Origin of the sequence: Nocardioides sp. (genome assembly GCF_047607365.1) — a bacterium.
In the GTDB taxonomy this organism is placed as follows: domain Bacteria; phylum Actinomycetota; class Actinomycetes; order Propionibacteriales; family Nocardioidaceae; genus Nocardioides.
Map to the genome: position 1 here is coordinate 1 of NZ_JASGDD010000090.1, position 15,543 is coordinate 15,543.

Annotated in this window: 18 protein-coding genes and 1 pseudogene; all 19 read left to right on the forward strand. The window is 72.5% G+C overall.

The genetic code is table 11. The features are described from left to right. Nucleotides 1-322 (forward strand): annotated as a pseudogene (locus QM572_RS06820) (shikimate dehydrogenase); the annotation flags it as partial. Nucleotides 323-330: 8 nt separating this feature from the next. Beyond that, the gene (locus tag QM572_RS06825) at nt 331-1,053 is read left to right on the forward strand and encodes a prepilin peptidase (protein WP_415091386.1); all 723 of its coding nucleotides are present in this window, start codon (nt 331-333) and stop codon (nt 1,051-1,053) included. Between the two features lie 32 nt (nt 1,054-1,085). Then, on the forward strand, nt 1,086-2,264 hold the full coding sequence (gene aroC / locus QM572_RS06830; protein ID WP_415091388.1) for a chorismate synthase: 1,179 nt from the start codon (nt 1,086-1,088) through the stop codon (nt 2,262-2,264). 7 nt (nt 2,265-2,271) lie between these two features. After that, entirely contained in the window at nt 2,272-2,793 is a 522-nt protein-coding gene (locus QM572_RS06835) for a shikimate kinase (RefSeq protein WP_415091390.1), read from the forward strand. Further along, nucleotides 2,790-3,878 carry a 3-dehydroquinate synthase gene (aroB, locus tag QM572_RS06840; protein ID WP_415091392.1) on the forward strand — a complete coding sequence of 363 codons (1,089 nt, stop codon included), beginning with the start codon at nt 2,790-2,792 and terminating at the stop codon, nt 3,876-3,878. Before QM572_RS06835 ends, aroB begins: the two co-directional genes overlap by 4 nt. Before the next feature lie 118 nt (nt 3,879-3,996). Continuing rightward, nucleotides 3,997-4,434 (forward strand): type II 3-dehydroquinate dehydratase, encoded by a 438-nt coding sequence (locus tag QM572_RS06845; RefSeq protein WP_415091394.1) that lies wholly within the window; start codon nt 3,997-3,999, stop codon nt 4,432-4,434. A gap of 117 nt (nt 4,435-4,551) precedes the next feature. Then, a complete protein-coding gene (locus QM572_RS06850; protein WP_415091454.1) occupies nt 4,552-5,232 on the forward strand; it encodes a response regulator transcription factor in 681 nt (226 codons plus the stop codon). Then, nucleotides 5,229-6,800 carry a sensor histidine kinase gene (locus tag QM572_RS06855; RefSeq protein WP_415091396.1) on the forward strand — a complete coding sequence of 524 codons (1,572 nt, stop codon included), beginning with the start codon at nt 5,229-5,231 and terminating at the stop codon, nt 6,798-6,800. The genes QM572_RS06850 and QM572_RS06855 overlap by 4 nt, the downstream gene beginning before the upstream one ends. An 88-nt stretch (nt 6,801-6,888) precedes the next feature. After that, a complete protein-coding gene (locus tag QM572_RS06860; RefSeq protein WP_415091398.1) occupies nt 6,889-8,268 on the forward strand; it encodes a hypothetical protein in 1,380 nt (459 codons plus the stop codon). Next, nucleotides 8,265-9,143, forward strand: coding sequence for an Abi-alpha family protein (locus QM572_RS06865; protein ID WP_415091400.1), 879 nt, complete (start codon nt 8,265-8,267; stop codon nt 9,141-9,143). Before QM572_RS06860 ends, QM572_RS06865 begins: the two co-directional genes overlap by 4 nt. A 92-nt stretch (nt 9,144-9,235) precedes the next feature. Then, entirely contained in the window at nt 9,236-9,421 is a 186-nt protein-coding gene (locus tag QM572_RS06870; RefSeq protein WP_415091402.1) for a hypothetical protein, read from the forward strand. 67 nt (nt 9,422-9,488) lie between these two features. Beyond that, nucleotides 9,489-10,055 (forward strand): elongation factor P, encoded by a 567-nt coding sequence (efp, locus tag QM572_RS06875; protein ID WP_415091404.1) that lies wholly within the window; start codon nt 9,489-9,491, stop codon nt 10,053-10,055. Then, nucleotides 10,052-10,495: a transcription antitermination factor NusB gene (gene nusB, locus QM572_RS06880; RefSeq protein WP_415091406.1), complete on the forward strand. Its 444-nt coding sequence runs from the start codon at nt 10,052-10,054 to the stop codon at nt 10,493-10,495. The genes efp and nusB overlap by 4 nt, the downstream gene beginning before the upstream one ends. A 39-nt stretch (nt 10,496-10,534) precedes the next feature. Next, nucleotides 10,535-11,920 carry a dihydrolipoyl dehydrogenase family protein gene (locus QM572_RS06885; protein ID WP_415091408.1) on the forward strand — a complete coding sequence of 462 codons (1,386 nt, stop codon included), beginning with the start codon at nt 10,535-10,537 and terminating at the stop codon, nt 11,918-11,920. A 59-nt stretch (nt 11,921-11,979) separates the two neighbouring features. After that, the gene (locus QM572_RS06890) at nt 11,980-12,150 is read left to right on the forward strand and encodes a CsbD family protein (protein WP_415091410.1); all 171 of its coding nucleotides are present in this window, start codon (nt 11,980-11,982) and stop codon (nt 12,148-12,150) included. A gap of 118 nt (nt 12,151-12,268) precedes the next feature. Then, nucleotides 12,269-12,808 carry a bifunctional pyr operon transcriptional regulator/uracil phosphoribosyltransferase PyrR gene (pyrR, locus tag QM572_RS06895; protein WP_415091412.1) on the forward strand — a complete coding sequence of 180 codons (540 nt, stop codon included), beginning with the start codon at nt 12,269-12,271 and terminating at the stop codon, nt 12,806-12,808. Beyond that, complete coding sequence (locus QM572_RS06900) at nt 12,805-13,746, forward strand: aspartate carbamoyltransferase catalytic subunit (protein WP_415091414.1); 942 nt, start codon at nt 12,805-12,807, stop codon at nt 13,744-13,746. The genes pyrR and QM572_RS06900 overlap by 4 nt, the downstream gene beginning before the upstream one ends. Continuing rightward, complete coding sequence (locus QM572_RS06905; RefSeq protein WP_415091416.1) at nt 13,743-15,017, forward strand: dihydroorotase; 1,275 nt, start codon at nt 13,743-13,745, stop codon at nt 15,015-15,017. Before QM572_RS06900 ends, QM572_RS06905 begins: the two co-directional genes overlap by 4 nt. After that, nucleotides 15,014-15,517, forward strand: coding sequence for a GNAT family N-acetyltransferase (locus QM572_RS06910; RefSeq protein ID WP_415091418.1), 504 nt, complete (start codon nt 15,014-15,016; stop codon nt 15,515-15,517). The genes QM572_RS06905 and QM572_RS06910 overlap by 4 nt, the downstream gene beginning before the upstream one ends. Nucleotides 15,518-15,543: the final 26 nt, after the last annotated feature.

Sequence of the window (15,543 nt, forward strand, 5' to 3'; positions counted from 1 at the left end):
GCCGTCGGTCGGCGCGGCCGACCTCGCGACCCACCGGGGCGAGCCCGACCTCGTGGTCTCGACGATCCCCGCCACCGCGCAGCTCCCGGCGCTCGTCGAGGAGTGGGGCTCGGCTCCGGTCCTCTTCGAGGTCACCTACGACACCTGGCCGACGCCGCTGGTCGCGGCCGCCGAGCAGATGGGGAGTGTCGTGGTCTCGGGGCTCGACCTGCTCGTGCACCAGGCGGCTCTCCAGTTCGAGTCGTTCACCGGCCACGCCGCCCCGCTCGACGCGATGCGCGCCGCCGGCGAGGCGGCCCTCGCCGAGCGCTTCGGAGCCTAGGCCGTGCCGTGCTGCCCGCGTTGATCTGCGCCCTCCTCGGCGCTGTCGCCGGGCTCGTGGCGCCGCGCCTGATCGCGACGACGCCGGACATCGTGCCGGACGCGGCGGAGGACCCCGACGACTTCCCCGAGCTCGTGCCGTTCGCGGAGGTCGGAGCCCGGCGCGGGGTGCGCGTCGGATCGGTCGTGGCCGGGGCGGTCGCCGCCGGCGTACTCGGCGCCGTGTTCGGCCTCTCCTGGGGCACCGGCCTGCTGCTCGTCGCGATCCCGTTCGCCATCGCGCTCGCGGTGATCGACTACGTCACGTGGTTCCTGCCCAACCGGCTCATCGCGCCCGCCGCGCTGAGCGTGGCCGTGATCGTGGTCGCCGCCGCCGTCGCCCTCGGCCATCCGGCGATCGTGGCGCACGCCGTGATCGGGGCGCTCGGGATGGGCGGCTACTACGGCCTCCTCTGGCTGATCAGCCCCCGGATCATGGCCCTCGGCGATGTCAAGCTCGGCGCGCTGATCGGGCTCACGCTCGGCCCGTGGGGCCTCGCCGCCACGGTCCTGGGGCTGCTGGCCGCCGGCGTCGTGAGCCTGCTGGCGCTTCCGGCCATGCGACTGCTCGGCAACACCCGCAACCAGGGCGGCACGCGGGGCGCGCTGAGGGCCCACGTGCCGTTCGGGCCGTCGATGCTCGTCGGCGCGTGGCTCGCCCCGCTCCTCGCCCGAGCGCTGGGCGTGGTCTGAGCCCGGCAGCCCGGCATGGGAGGATGGGGCCCATGTTGCGTTGGCTGACCGCGGGCGAGTCCCATGGCCCGTCCCTCGTCGCGATCCTCGAAGGTCTCCCGGCTCACGTCCGGGTCACCTCCCAGGACGTCGCCGACTCCCTCGCCCGCCGCCGGCTCGGCTACGGCCGCGGCGCCCGGATGAAGTTCGAGCAGGACCAGGTCACCTTCACCGGCGGCGTCCGGCACGGCGAGACGCAGGGCGGTCCGATCGCGATCGAGGTCGGCAACACCGAGTGGCCCAAGTGGGAGACGGTCATGTCCGCCGACCCGGTGGCCGCCGACGTGCTCGCCGGCCAGGCCCGCAACGCGCCGCTCACCCGCCCGCGTCCGGGCCACGCCGACCTCGTCGGGATGCAGAAGTACGGCTTCGACGACGCCCGGCCGATCCTCGAGCGCGCCTCCGCCCGCGAGACCGCCGCCCGCGTCGCGCTCGGACGCGTCGCCTCGAACTTCCTCGAGCAGGCCGTCGGCGCCCGCATCGTCTCCCACGTCCTCGAGATCGGCGGAGTGCGTACGCCGGGCGCCGACCTCCCGACGCCTGTCGACGTGGCGCGCCTGGATGCCGACCCCGTGCGCGTGCTGGACCCCGACGGCTCCAAGCTGATGGTCGAGCGCATCGACGAGGCCCACAAGGACGGCGACACCCTCGGCGGCGTCGTCGAGGTGGTCGTCTACGACCTGCCGCCCGGCCTCGGCTCGCACGTCCACTGGGACCGCCGCCTCGACGCTCGCCTCGCCGGCGCCCTCATGGGCATCCAGGCCATCAAGGGGGTGGAGCTCGGCGACGGCTTCGAGCTCGCCGCGACGCCGGGCAGCAGGGCGCACGACGAGATCGTCGCCACCTCCGAGGGCATCCGCCGCACCAGCGGCCGCAGCGGCGGCACCGAGGGCGGCATGTCCACCGGCGAGGTGCTGCGCGTGCGTGCCGCGATGAAGCCCATCGCCACGGTTCCCCGTGCGCTGCGCACCGTCGACACCGCGACCGGCGAGGAGGCGGTGGCCCACCACCAGCGCTCCGACGTCTGCGCCGTCCCGGCGGCCGGCGTCGTCGCCGAGGCCATGGTCGCGCTCGTGCTCGCCGACGCCGTGCTGGAGAAGTTCGGCGGCGACTCGGTCGCCGAGGTCGCCCGCAACCACCGGTCCTACCTCGACACGCTCACCCCACGGTGAGGCTCCGATGACGCGGCCGGCGACCGGTCCGCGCGTCGTCCTCGTCGGGCCGATGGGTGCGGGCAAGACCACGGTGGCCGCCCTGCTCGCGGAGCGCTGGGGGGTCGGCGTGCGCGACACCGACGCCGACGTCGAGGCCCGCGCCGGCAAGCCGGTCCCGGAGATCTTCGTCGACGACGGCGAGCCGCGGTTCCGCGAGCTGGAGCGCGGGGCGGTGGCCGCCGCGATCGCCGAGCACGACGGCGTACTCGCCCTCGGGGGAGGCGCCGTCCTCGCCCCGGAGACGCAGCGCCTCCTCGCGGGCCGCACCGTGGTCTTCCTGCGCGTGGGCCTCGCCGACGCCGTCGCCCGCGTCGGCCTGGGCACCGGCCGGCCGCTGCTGCTCGGCAACGTGCGGGCGCGGGTCAAGCAGCTCCTCGACGAGCGCACCCCGACCTACGAGGCGGTCGCCACCCTGATCGTGGACACTGACGGACGCACGCCCGAGGACGTGGCGGCGCGGATCATCGAGGAGCTGGACGAGAAATGACCACCACCGTTCATGTCGGGGGCGCGTCGCCGTACGACGTGCTCATCGGGCGCGACCTGCTCGACCGGCTGCCGGGCATCCTCGGCGACTCCGTCGAGCGCGTCGCCCTCCTGTACGCCGGCGAGCTGGGCGAGCAGGCCGAGCTGGTCGCCCAGGCGCTGCAGGATCACTACGACGTCCACGCCTTCGGCCTGCCGTCGGGGGAGCGGACCAAGACCTACGACATCGTCGTGCAGTGCTGGGAGGCGCTCGGCGAGCTCGGCTTCACCCGCTCCGACGCGATCGTCACCTTCGGCGGCGGCGCGACCACGGACATGGGCGGCTTCGTCGCCGCCACCTGGCTGCGCGGGGTGCGGGTGGTGCACGTCCCGACCACGCTGCTCGCGATGGTCGACGCCGCGGTCGGGGGCAAGACGGGCATCAACACCGGCTCGGGGAAGAACCTCGTGGGCTCCTTCCACGAGCCGGCCGGGGTGATCTGCGACCTCGCCACCCTGGAGACGCTGCCGCGCGAGGAGTTCGTCGCCGGGCTGGGCGAGGTGGTCAAGTGCGGCTTCATCGCGGACCCCGAGATCCTGCGGCTGATCGAGGAGACCGACGCCGACGACCTCACCCCCGACTCCCCGGTCACCGCCGAGCTGATCGAGCGGGCGATCCGGGTCAAGGTCGACGTCGTCGTCGCCGACCTGAAGGAGACCGGCGGGGCCGACGGGCACCCCGGGCGCGAGGCGCTCAACTATGGCCACACGCTCGCGCACGCGATCGAGAAGCACACCGACTACGCGATCCGGCACGGAGAGGCCGTCGCGATCGGCTGCATCTACGTCGCCGAGCTCGCCCGCCTCGCCGGCCGGCTGGACGAGGAGACCGCGGCGCGGCATGCGACGGTCTTCGCCAAGGCCGGCCTGCCGACCGGGTTCGGCGGCGCGGAGTTCGACGACCTCATCGGCGCGATGCGGGTGGACAAGAAGGCGCGCGGCTCGGTGCTCCGCTTCCTCGTCCTCGACGGCCTCGCCCGCCCCGGCATCCTCGCCGGCCCGGACGAGGAGCTGCTCCGTGAGGCGTTCGCGGTGGTGTCGCGGTGACCGGGCGGGCGGAGTCCCCGGTTAACCGGGGACTCGGGAACTTCTCGGCCGGCGCGCTGGCCCAGAAGTTCCCCACCCGGCCGGGTGGTGTGACCTGTGTGACGGGTGGGCGGGTGCGATGACGACCGTCCTGGTGCTCAACGGGCCCAACCTCGGGCGCCTCGGGCGCCGGCAGCCCGAGATCTACGGCACGACCACCTACGCCGAGCTGGCCGAGCAGTGCGTCGCCTGGGGCGCCGAGCTCGGGCTCGAGGTCGAGGTGCGCCAGACCAACTGGGAGGGCGCGATGGTCGACTGGCTCAACGCCGCCGCCGACGAGGGCATCCCCGTCGTGCTCAACGCCGCCGCCTGGACCCACTACTCGTACGCCGTCTACGACGCCTGCGCCCAGCTGACCGCCCCGCTCGTCGAGGTCCACCTCTCCGACCCGTCCGCCCGGCCCGAGGAGTGGCGGCACGCCTCGGTGGTCTCGCCCCACGCGCGTGCGGTCGTCGCGGGCGAGGGCGTCCTCGGCTACCGTCGCGCGCTCGGCGTGATCGCGTCCTCGCTCGCCTAGAGCACCACCTAACAGTGCCCTGAGAGTTCCGCGCGGGCGGTGACGGCGGCTCGGGCAGCCGCGATACTGCTCTCCGTGACCCAGGTGACCCAGCTGCGACGTGCCGACGGCTCCGCGATGAGGGTGCTGGTGGTCGACGACGAGGACACGCTCGCCGAGCTGCTGTCGATGGCCTTCCGGCACGAGGGCTGGGAGGTCCAGGTGGCCCACGACGGGCCCGGCGCGCTGCGCGCCGCCCGGGACTTCCGCCCCGACGTCACCGTCCTCGACGTGATGATGCCGGGGTACGACGGCCTCGAGGTGCTCCGCCGGATGCGCGGCGCCTCGATCACCGCCCCCGTGCTCTTCCTCTCCGCCCGCGACGCCGTCAAGGACCGCGTCGCCGGCCTCACCGCCGGGGGCGACGACTACGTCACCAAGCCGTTCAGCCTCGAGGAGGTGGTGGCGCGGGTGGGCGGCATGCTGCGCCGCGTCGCCGCGGGGGCCGAGGGGATCGACTCGGTGATCAGGGTGGGCGACCTGGCCCTCGACGGGGACAGTCGCGAGGTCTCGCGCGGGGATCAGTCCATCGACCTGACCGCGACCGAGTTCGAGCTGCTGCGGTGCCTCATGCAGAACCAGCGGCGCGTGATGTCCAAGGCCGAGCTCCTCGACCGGGTCTGGAACTACGACTTCGGTGGCCAGACCAACGTCGTCGACCAGTACATCTCCTACCTGCGCCGCAAGATCGACGCCGGCCGCTCCCCGATGATCCACACGGTGCGCGCGGTCGGCTACGTCATCAAGCCGGCCGAATGAGGATCGTGCGGCGAGGTCGCGGTCCCGCGCTGGCGGGACGGCGACGATCGCTGCGGCTGCGACTGGTGGTCGTGCTGGTCTCGCTCCTCGCGGTGGTCTCGGCGCTGGTCGGCACGATCACCGCGCTGGCCCTCCACGGCTTCCTCATCGACCGCCTCGACGCCTCGCTCATCGCCGCGGAGAGCCGCTCGAACCGGGCCGACCGCCCTCCCGACGACGGCGGCGGCCCGGGCGGCCCCCAGGGCGCTGACCAGGGCGGTGACCAGGGCTCCGACCAGGGCTCCGACCAGGGCGGAGGCCAGGGCGACGGGAGCGGAGCTCCCGGCGGCGCCACCCCCTCCGACGGGAGCCAGTTCCTGCTCGCGCCGGGCCAGGCGACGGGGACGTTCGGCGCCCGCATCGTGCGCGGGAAGGTCACCCAGGTGGGCGTTCTCCGAGACGACGGCTCCGTCGGCACGGTCTCGGTCTCCGACGCCACGCTCCTCGCCGTGCCGACCGACGACCGCCCGCACACCGTCCGGCTCGGGGACCTCGGCGACTTCCGCGTCGTCGCCAGCTCGTCCCCGGGCGGCAACGTGCTCATCACCGGGCTGCCCATGGACAGCGTCCGGCGGGTCATCCTCCAGCTGGTCGCGATCGGTGCCGCGGTCGCCTTCGGCGCCATCGTGGTCGCCAGCCTCGTCGGCGCGATCATCGTCCGTCGTACGCTCCGTCCTCTCCAGCGGGTGGCGGCGACGGCCGAGCGGGTCAGCGAGCTGCCGCTGTCCCGCGGCGAGGTGGCGATCACCGACCGCATCGCCCAGGAGGACGTCGACGACCGGACCGAGGTCGGCCAGGTCGGCAGCTCGTTCAACCGGCTCCTCGACCACGTCGACCGGGCGCTCAAGGAGCGCCACGAGAGCGAGACCAAGGTCCGCCAGTTCGTCGCCGACGCCAGTCACGAGCTGCGTACGCCGCTGGCGGCCATCCGCGGGTACGCCGAGCTGACCCGCCGGATGCGCGACGAGGCTCCGCCCCAGATCGCCTACGCGATGGGGCGGGTGGAGTCGGAGGCGGCCCGGATGACCACCATGGTCGAGGACCTCCTCCTCCTCGCTCGCCTGGACACCGGGCCCGAGCTGGTCATGGAGCCGGTCGACCTCACGCACCTCCTCCTGGACGTCGTCAGCGACGCCATCGCCAGCGAGCCGGGACATCGATGGCGGACCGACCTGCCGGAGGAGCCGGTCATCGTCGCCGGCGACGCCCACAGCCTGCACCAGGTCTTCGCCAACCTCCTGGCCAACGCCCGGGTGCACACCCCGATGGGGACCACCGTGACGACGCGGCTGGAGCGGACCGGTCCCGCGAGCGCCACGGTGAGCATCGTGGACGACGGCCCCGGCATCCCCGCGGAGGTGCTCCCGAGCGTGTTCGAGCGGTTCGCGCGGGGCGAGGCCTCCCGCAGCCGCGCGAAGGGGAGCACCGGCCTGGGCCTGGCGATCGTGTGGGCCATCGTCGACGCCCACGGCGGCACGGTGAGCGTGAGCAGCCGGCCCGGGGAGACCGCCTTCACGGTCACGATGTGATCTGCGTAACACATTCCTGCCGGACGCGTTATCGTGACCGGGCCCTTAGTGTGACGAGTGTCACGGGCACACTGCGGAAGGTGGGGATATGCAGGGGATGGTGCCGTTCGTCGGGCTGATCGGCGTCGACTTCGAGGAGCTGACGGGGCTCTCCAAGTTCACGATCGAGCTGATCACGTTTCCGATCTTCTCGGCGTTCGCCGGAGTGATCACCAACTGGACCGGCGTGTGGATGCTCTTCGCGCCGCTCCACTTCGCCGGCTTCCGGTGCCCGGGGGCGAAGACGGTCTACGCCTTCCTGCCGCGCAAGCTCCAGGTGCTCCCGATCTGGGCGCCCAACCCCAACGGCGAGGGGATGCTCCTCGGCTTCCAGGGCTTCATCCCCGCGCGAGCCGAGCGGATGGCGTCCATCTGCGTCGACAAGGGCCTGTCCCGCCTCGGCAGCGTCCGCGACTTCATGCAGGAGCTCGACCCGGTGCAGATCGCGGAGACGTTCGCGCTCCACGCCATCCCGGAGCTGCGCAACATGACCGACGAGGTGATGCGGCGCGAGCACCCCGAGCTCTGGGCCCAGCTGCCGCAGCAGTTCAAGGAGGTCGTCTACCAGCGCGTCGAGCAGCGCGCGCCCGAGATCGCCAACCACGCGATGATGGCGATCGAGGAGCACGTCGACGACCTGATCGACATCAAGCTGCTCGCCGTCGCCAAGATGCGCGAGCACCCCGAGATCCTGAAGAACATCATCTACGACCTCGGCTCCAAGGAGCTGAAGATGATGGTCTGGATCGGGCTCTGGATGGGCTTCCCGTTCGGTCTGCTGCTCGCCCTGGTCGTGCACTTCTCGCACCACATCCCGGTGCTCTCGCTCCTGCCGAGCTGGCTGATCATCCTGTCCGGGGCGTCCCTCATCGGCATCGTGGTGAACATCATCGCCATCAAGATGGTCTTCGAGCCCGCGGACCCGGCGCCGCGCTGGCGCTACCTGTGGGGCCAGGCCGCCTTCGCCAAGCGGCAGCACGAGGCCGCCGCGAGCTTCGGGCACTCGCTGGCCTACGAGATCATCACGATGCCCAACATCATCAACGACCTGCTCTACGGCCCGCGCTCGGACAAGACGCGCGTCATCGTCGAGAAGATCATGATGCCGGAGGTGGACGCGATCGTGGGGCCTGCGCGCGCGGTGGTCCGCGCCGCGGTCGGCGGCACGGAGTTCAAGGCGATCCGAGCCGGGACCGCGGGGGCGGCGCTCGACTTCGCCCCCCGGATCCTCGAGGACGTCGACTTCACGCAGCGGCAGGCGGAGAAGATCGACGAGTTCTGCACGACCAAGCTGCGGGAGCTGCCACCCGAGGAGTTCATGGAGATGCTGTACTCGGCGGTGGAGCAGGACGCCTGGCTGCTCTACGCGCACGGTGGTCTCCTCGGCGTCCTCGTGGGCGTCCTGCACCTCATCATCTTTGGAGCATGAGCATGGCCATCGGACTGCCCGGTCGTCCCGGGCGCAAGGACATCGACCTTCCGTCGGAGATCGACCTCCCCTCCACGAGCCTGACGCTGCTCGGCGCGGTGAAGGCCGCGCCGCGGACCATCGTCACGGCGACGGTCCTCGCGCGGATCGGCGGCTCGATGGTGGTGCGCGGCGCCACCTGGGCGACCAGGGGCGGGGTGAGCACGGCGACCGAGATCGCCCGCGAGGTCGCCTCCGGCTCGCCGATCATGGAGGTCGTCGACCGGCAGATCGAGACCTTTCGCTGGGGTGCGCTCCAGATCCTCGGGATCGAGGACTCCGCCGACGACCACTCGGGTCCGAGCCTGCGCAGCCGTCACACGCCCGAGGACCTGCGGGCTCGCGGCGACCGCCTGCTGCGCTCCTCGGCCGACGCCGTGCGCTCCGAGAACGAGCACCCCGCGTTCGCCCGCATCCTCGACGAGCTCCTGCCCGACGAGGCCCGGATCATGCGGTTCATGGCCAAGGCGGGACGCCAGCCGTCGATCGACGTGCGCACCAAGACGCCGTTCAATGTCGGCTCGGAGCGCGTCAAGGGCGGCATCAACCTGATCGCCGAGATGGCCGGCTGCACCTATCCCGAGCGTGGCAACGACTATCTCGGGAACCTCGGCCGGCTCGGGCTCATCCTCTTCTCGGCCGAGTCGGTGGAGGACCAGCGCCGCTACTCGTTCCTCGAGGCCCAGCCGGTCACGGCCGAGGCGCTCGCGAGCGTCCGCAAGGCCTACACCGTCTACCGCTCGATCAGCATCTCGGGCTTCGGCAAGCACTTCGTCGACGTCTGCTTCAGTGTCGAAGATTACGATGCCGGTGGTTGGGTGCGCGATGTCCGCTGATGCATACTCGAAGTATGCGACATACCGAAAGTACGGAACGTACAGCACGTACGGCCACTCTGGAGCGCGACCCGAGGGGGGTTCTGCACAGCATGTCTGAGGAACTGAGCAACATCGTCGAGCACGTGGACGAGGTCGTCGAGAGCGCGGCCAAGAGCGCCATGTCGACCAAGGTCGGCGCGGGCGTCGGCATGGCGGTCATCAGCGTCGTCGCGGCCGGCATCCTCGCCCGCCGCAAGCGCAATCGGGCCAAGTCGGCCCCGTCGGCCGGATCCTGAGCGGCCTCGGGCGTCCCGCCCGCGCCGACTGCGCCGTTCGGTCGATCCGCCGGTAGGATCGCCCCTCGTGGCTACTACGAACGACCTCAAGAACGGCATGGTCCTCAACATCGACAACGGTCTGTGGCAGGTCGTCGAGTTCCAGCACGTGAAGCCGGGCAAGGGCCCCGCCTTCGTCCGGACCAAGCTCAAGAACGTCGAGTCGGGCAAGAACGTGGACAAGACCTTCAACGCCGGCACGAAGGTCGAGACCGCGACGGTCGACCGCCGGACGTTCTCCTACCTCTACAACGACGGCACGTCGTACGTCTTCATGGACGTCGCCGACTACGACCAGATCGAGGTGGACCCGGCGATCGTCGGCGGCGCCGCCGACTTCCTCCTGGAGAACCAGGAGGTCATCGTGGCGACCAACGAGGGCCGCGTCCTCTTCATCGAGCTCCCGGCCAACGTCGAGCTCGTGGTGACCTACACCGAGCCCGGCGTCGTCGGCGACTCCGCCACCGGCCGCACCAAGCCGGCGACGCTGGAGACCGGCGCCGAGATCCAGGTCCCGCTCTTCATCGAGCAGGGCGAGAAGATCAAGGTCGACACCCGCGAGGGCGGCTCGTACCTCTCCCGGGTCAAGGGGTGACCTTGGCATCGCAGCCCGGCCACGCCGGACAGCCCACCGCTCGTTCCAAGGCGCGCAAGCGGGCTCTCGACCTCCTCTTCGCGGCCGAGCAGCGGGGCGTCGGCCCCGTCGAGCTGCTCGACCAGGCGATCGCCGACGGCGAGGGCCCGGGCAACGCCTACACCTCGACGCTCGTGCGGGGTGTCGTGGCCGAGCAGGCCCGGATCGACGAGCTGCTGACGACGTACTCGACCGACTGGTCGCTCACCCGGATGCCGGCCGTGGACCGCAACGTCCTGAGGCTCGGCGTCTGGGAGCTGCTCCACTCCGAGGACGTGCCCGAGCACGTCGCGATCAGCGAGGCGATGCAGCTCGTCCGCGACCTCTCGACCGACGAGTCGCCGGTCTTCGTGAACGGTGTGCTCGGCGCGATCCAGCGCGACAAGGCCACGCTCTCCTGACCCTGTCCCGGCGACCACCCCGGGGGCATGCTGGGACGCATGCCTGAGGTGGATCTCGTCGTCATCGGAACCGGACCTGGCGGGGAGTCCCTCGCCCAGCAGGCGGCGGAGGCGGGACTGTCCGTCGTCGCCGTCGAGAAGCATCTCGTCGGCGGCGAGTGTCCCTACTACGCGTGCGTCCCGACCAAGATCATGGTGCGCGGCTCCGATGCGCTCGCCGAGGCCGCGCGGCTGCCGCAGGTCGGCGGCGAGGCCTCCGTCACGCCGTCGTGGTCGCGCGTCGCCGAGCGCATCGCCGAGCAGGCCACCGACCACTGGGACGACCGCGTCGCCGTCGAGCGCCTGGAGAAGGCCGGCGCGACCGTCGTGCACGGCACCGGCCGCCTGACCGGGCCGCGGGCGGTCGTGGTCACCCGTGCCGACGCCTCCGAGATCGCGTACGACGCCAGGGTCGGTGTCGTGCTCAACCCCGGCACCCGGCCTGCCGCCCCACCGCTGCCGGGCCTGGAGGGGACGCCGTACTGGACCAACCGGGACGTGGTGAAGGCAGCCGCCGTGCCGGCCTCCCTCGTCGTGCTCGGCGGCGGCCCGATCGGCTGCGAGCTGGCTCAGGTCTTCGCCCGCTTCGGCGCCCGCGTGACGATCGTCCAGCACGCCGACCGGCTGCTCGAGCGCGACGAGCCCGAGGCGTCGGAGCTGCTCCGCGACGCGCTGGTGGGCGAGGGCGTCCGCGTCCTGACCGGGGTGAGCGCCACCGGTGTCTCCCACGCCGACGGGCGGTTCGAGCTCAGCCTCGACGACGGCGAGACGCTCGCCGCCGATCGGCTGCTGGTCGCGGCCGGTCGCACGCCCAACCTCGACGGGCTCGGCCTGGAGGCCGTGGGCCTGTCGCCCGACGACCTCGAGGTCGACGCGCGTCTGCGTGCCGGCGACGGGCTGTGGGTGATCGGCGACGTCGTGGGGGAGGGCGCCTTCACGCACGTGTCGATGTACCAGTCGACGGTCGCGCTCCGCGACATCCTCGGCCGGGAGGGCCCCGCGGCGAGCTATCGCGCCGTGCCGCACGTGACCTTCACCGATCCCGAGGTCGCCGGGGTCGGCCTCACGGAGGCGGCGGCGCGCGATGCCGGGATCGACGTCGCCGTCGGCGTCACCGACCTCGCGGCCTCCTCGCGCGGGTTCGTCCACGGCCCGGGTGCCGCCGGTCACGTGAAGGTCGTCGCCGACGCCGCCGAGGGCGTCCTCGTCGGCGCCTCGGTCGTCGGTCCCGCCGCGGGGGAGATCATCGGGCTCCTCGTGCTCGCGGTCCACGCCCGCGTGCCGGTCGCCGAGCTGCGCTCGATGATCTACGCCTACCCCACCTTCCACCGCGCCATCGAGTCGGCGCTGGCCGAGCTCCCGGAACTCCCGAGGACGCCGGTATAGGCCCGCGGGGGCCGGGTAAACCACCTCCTGTCAGCGAAATCCACTGAAAGGAGCCCCTCATGGGTGACAAGGACAAGCTCGACAACTTCGCCGAGGAGAAGTTCGGCGAGGCCAAGGAGGCCGTCGGCAAGGCGGCTGACGACAAGGACCTCGAGTCCGAGGGCAAGGCCGACCAGCTGAAGGGCAACCTGAAGCAGGCGGGCGAGAAGCTCAAGGACGCCTTCAAGTAGGTCTCCACTCCGACAGGGGCACGACGCCACGGCGTCGTGCCCCTGTCGTGCGCCGGCTGTAGGCTGACCCCGCATCCTTTAACCCGCGTCCCGTGAGGCGCAGAAGGAGGTCCCAGCCGTGCAGGCAGGCCCTGACGAGCCGCGCGTCGTCCTCGACGCCGACGATGTCGCCCGAGCGCTGACGCGCATCTCCCACGAGATCATCGAGCGCAACAAGGGCGCCGACGACCTCGTCATCCTCGGGCTCCACACCCGGGGCGTGCCCCTCGCCCGCCGCATCGCCGAGCGGATCTCCGCCGTCGAGGGCGCGCGGGTCGCCGCCGGATCACTCGACGTCACGATGTACCGCGACGACCTCCGCTCGCGCCCCACCCGCGCCCCGCACAGGACCGACGTCCCCGGCTCGATCGACGGCAAGACCGTCGTGCTGGTCGACGACGTGCTCTACAGCGGCCGCACCATCCGGGCGGCGCTCGACGCGCTCAGCGACCTCGGCCGGCCCGCCGTGGTCCGGCTCGCCGTGCTCATCGACCGCGGCCACCGCGAGCTGCCGATCAGAGCCGACCACGTCGGCAAGAACCTCCCGACGGCCCGCTCCGAGCACGTGGGCGTCCGGCTCGCCGAGACCGACGGCGTCGACGAGGTGGGGATCCAGTGAGCCATCTGCTCTCGATCGACGACCTGACGGCCGAGGACGTCGCCAAGCTCCTCGACACCGCCGCCCAGATGCACGACGTGCAGCGCCGGGAGGTCAAGAAGCTGCCCGCGCTGCGCGGCCGCACCGTGATCAACCTCTTCTTCGAGGACTCCACCCGCACCCGCTCGTCCTTCGAGATCGCCGGCAAGTGGCTCTCGGCCGACGTCATCAACCTCTCCGCGAAGGGCTCTTCCACCTCCAAGGGCGAGTCGCTGCGCGACACCGTCCTCACCGTCACCGCGATGGGCATCGACGGACTGGTGATGCGCCACTCCGCCTCGGGCGCCGCGCACCAGGTCGCTGGCTGGCTGCGCGACGAGGGTCGCGCGATCCCGGTCGTCAACGCAGGCGACGGCACCCACGAGCATCCGACCCAGGCCCTGCTGGACGCCTACACACTCACCCGGCGGCTCGGCCCGCTCGACGGGCGCCACGTCGTCATCGTCGGCGACCTCACCCACAGCCGGGTCTTCCGGTCCAACGTGAAGGCGCTGACCAAGCTCGGCGCCCGGGTCACGGCCGTGGCGCCCCCGACGCTGATGCCCACGGCGCCGTCGGAGTGGGCGGAGGAGTTCGCGACGTCGTACGCGCTGGACGAGGTGCTGCCGCACGCCGACGCCGTCATGATGCTGCGGGTGCAGCGGGAGCGGATGAGCGGTGGCTACTTCCCGTCCTCGCGGGAGTACACCGTCGGCTACGGCCTCACCCGCGAGCGGCTCGCGGCCCTGCGGCCGGAGACGCCGATCCTCCATCCGGGCCCGATGAACCGCGGGCTGGAGATCTCGCCCGAGGCCGCCGACGCGGTCTCCTCGGCGGTCCTCGACCAGGTCTCCGCGGGCGTCGCCGTCCGGATGGCCGTGCTCTACCACCTGCTCGCCGGAGAGGGATCCGCATCATGAGTGTCCTCATCAGGGGCGCGTCCATCGTGGGCGCCGAGCCCGCGGACGTGTACGCCGTCGACGGCGTGATCCGCGAGATCGGCTCGCTCGCCGGACTGGCGGGGGAGGCCGACGAGGTGGTCGACGCCGACGGCCTCGTGCTGCTGCCGGGCCTCGTCGACCTGCACACCCACCTGCGCGAGCCCGGCCGTGAGGACGCCGAGACCGTGCTGTCCGGGTCGCGCGCCGCCGCGGCCGGCGGCTACACGGCGGTGCTGGCGATGGCCAACACCTCGTCGGTCACCGACACGGCCGAGGCGGCCGAGCGGGTGCTCGACCTCGGCGTGGCGGCCGGGATCGTGGACGTGCGGCCGGTCGGCGCCGTCACCCGCGGACTGGCCGGGGAGGAGCTCGCCGAGCTCGGCCTCATGGCCCGCTCGCGCGCGCAGGTCAGGGTCTTCTCCGACGACGGGCGCTGCGTGGCCGACGCGCGCGTGATGCGGCGCGCGCTGGAGTACGTCAAGGCGTTCGGGGGCGTGGTGTCCCAGCACTCGCAGGACCCGGCGCTGGCGCCGCACGCCTCGTGCTGCCACGAGGGCCCCGTCTCGGCCCAGCTCGGCCTGCCCGGCTGGCCCGGCGTCGCCGAGGAGGTCATCGTCGCCCGTGACGTGATGCTCGCCCGGCACACTCAGTCGCGGCTCCACGTGGCGCACGTCTCGACCGCCGGCTCGGTCGAGGTGGTGCGCTGGGCCAAGGCCCAGGGCATCGACGTGACGGCCGAGGTGACGCCCCACCACCTGCTGCTCACGACGGACCTGCTGACGTCCTACGACCCGGTCTACAAGGTCAACCCGCCGCTGCGGCCGGCCGAGGACGTCGCCGCCCTGCGGGAGGCCCTGCTCGACGGCACCATCGACGCCGTCGCGACCGACCACGCGCCGCACGCCCGGCACGACAAGGAGCACGCCTTCGTCGACGCGGCCTTCGGGATGCTCGGCCTCGAGACAGCGCTGCCGGTGGTGTGGACGGTGCTGGGCGAGCAGCTCGGGTGGGAGGGCGTCGCGCGGGTGATGTCGGCACAGCCCGCCCGGATCGCCGGGCTCGCCGGGCAGGGCACCGCCGTCGCCGTCGGCGAGCCGGCCAACCTGACGCTGGTCGACCCGTCGACGTCGTACGCCGTGGACCGCGACGCCTCGCTCTCGCTCTCCCGCAACAACCCCTGGCACGGCCGCACGCTGAGCGCCGCCGTGGTCGGCACCTGGCTGCGCGGCACACGGACCCACGGCGCGTGAGCGGCCCGGCCCTGCCGCTGGTGATCCGGACGTCCCGGCTGACGCTGCCGCTGTGGGACGCGCGCGACGTCGCGGCGATCCGCGGTGAGATCGCCCGGTCGCCGCACTGGCACGCGGACTTCCCGCGCCAGGACGACCTGGACGCGTGCGCGCTGTGGCGCGAGGGCGACGTGTGGGGGCCACGGTCGGTCGTCCGCGGCGTGACCGTGCTCGGCTCGATCGGCTTCTACGGCCCGCCGACCGACGCGGCCGACGGGGTGCCCGAGACCGAGGTCGGCTACGGCCTGGTCCAGGAGGCGTGGGGCTACGGCTTCGCCACCGAGGCCCTCCGCGCCCTCGTCGCCGCCGCCGAGTCCGCCGGCACCCGCGTCCGCGCCGCCGTCGACCCCGCCAACGCACGCTCCCTGCGTGTCCTCGCCAAGTCCGGCTTCACCACCCTCCGCGGCTCCGACGAGGACGGCCACCTCGTCATGACCCGCCCGTTCGTCCCCTCCGCCTGACCTCCGGGCGCCGAGGGCCGGACGGC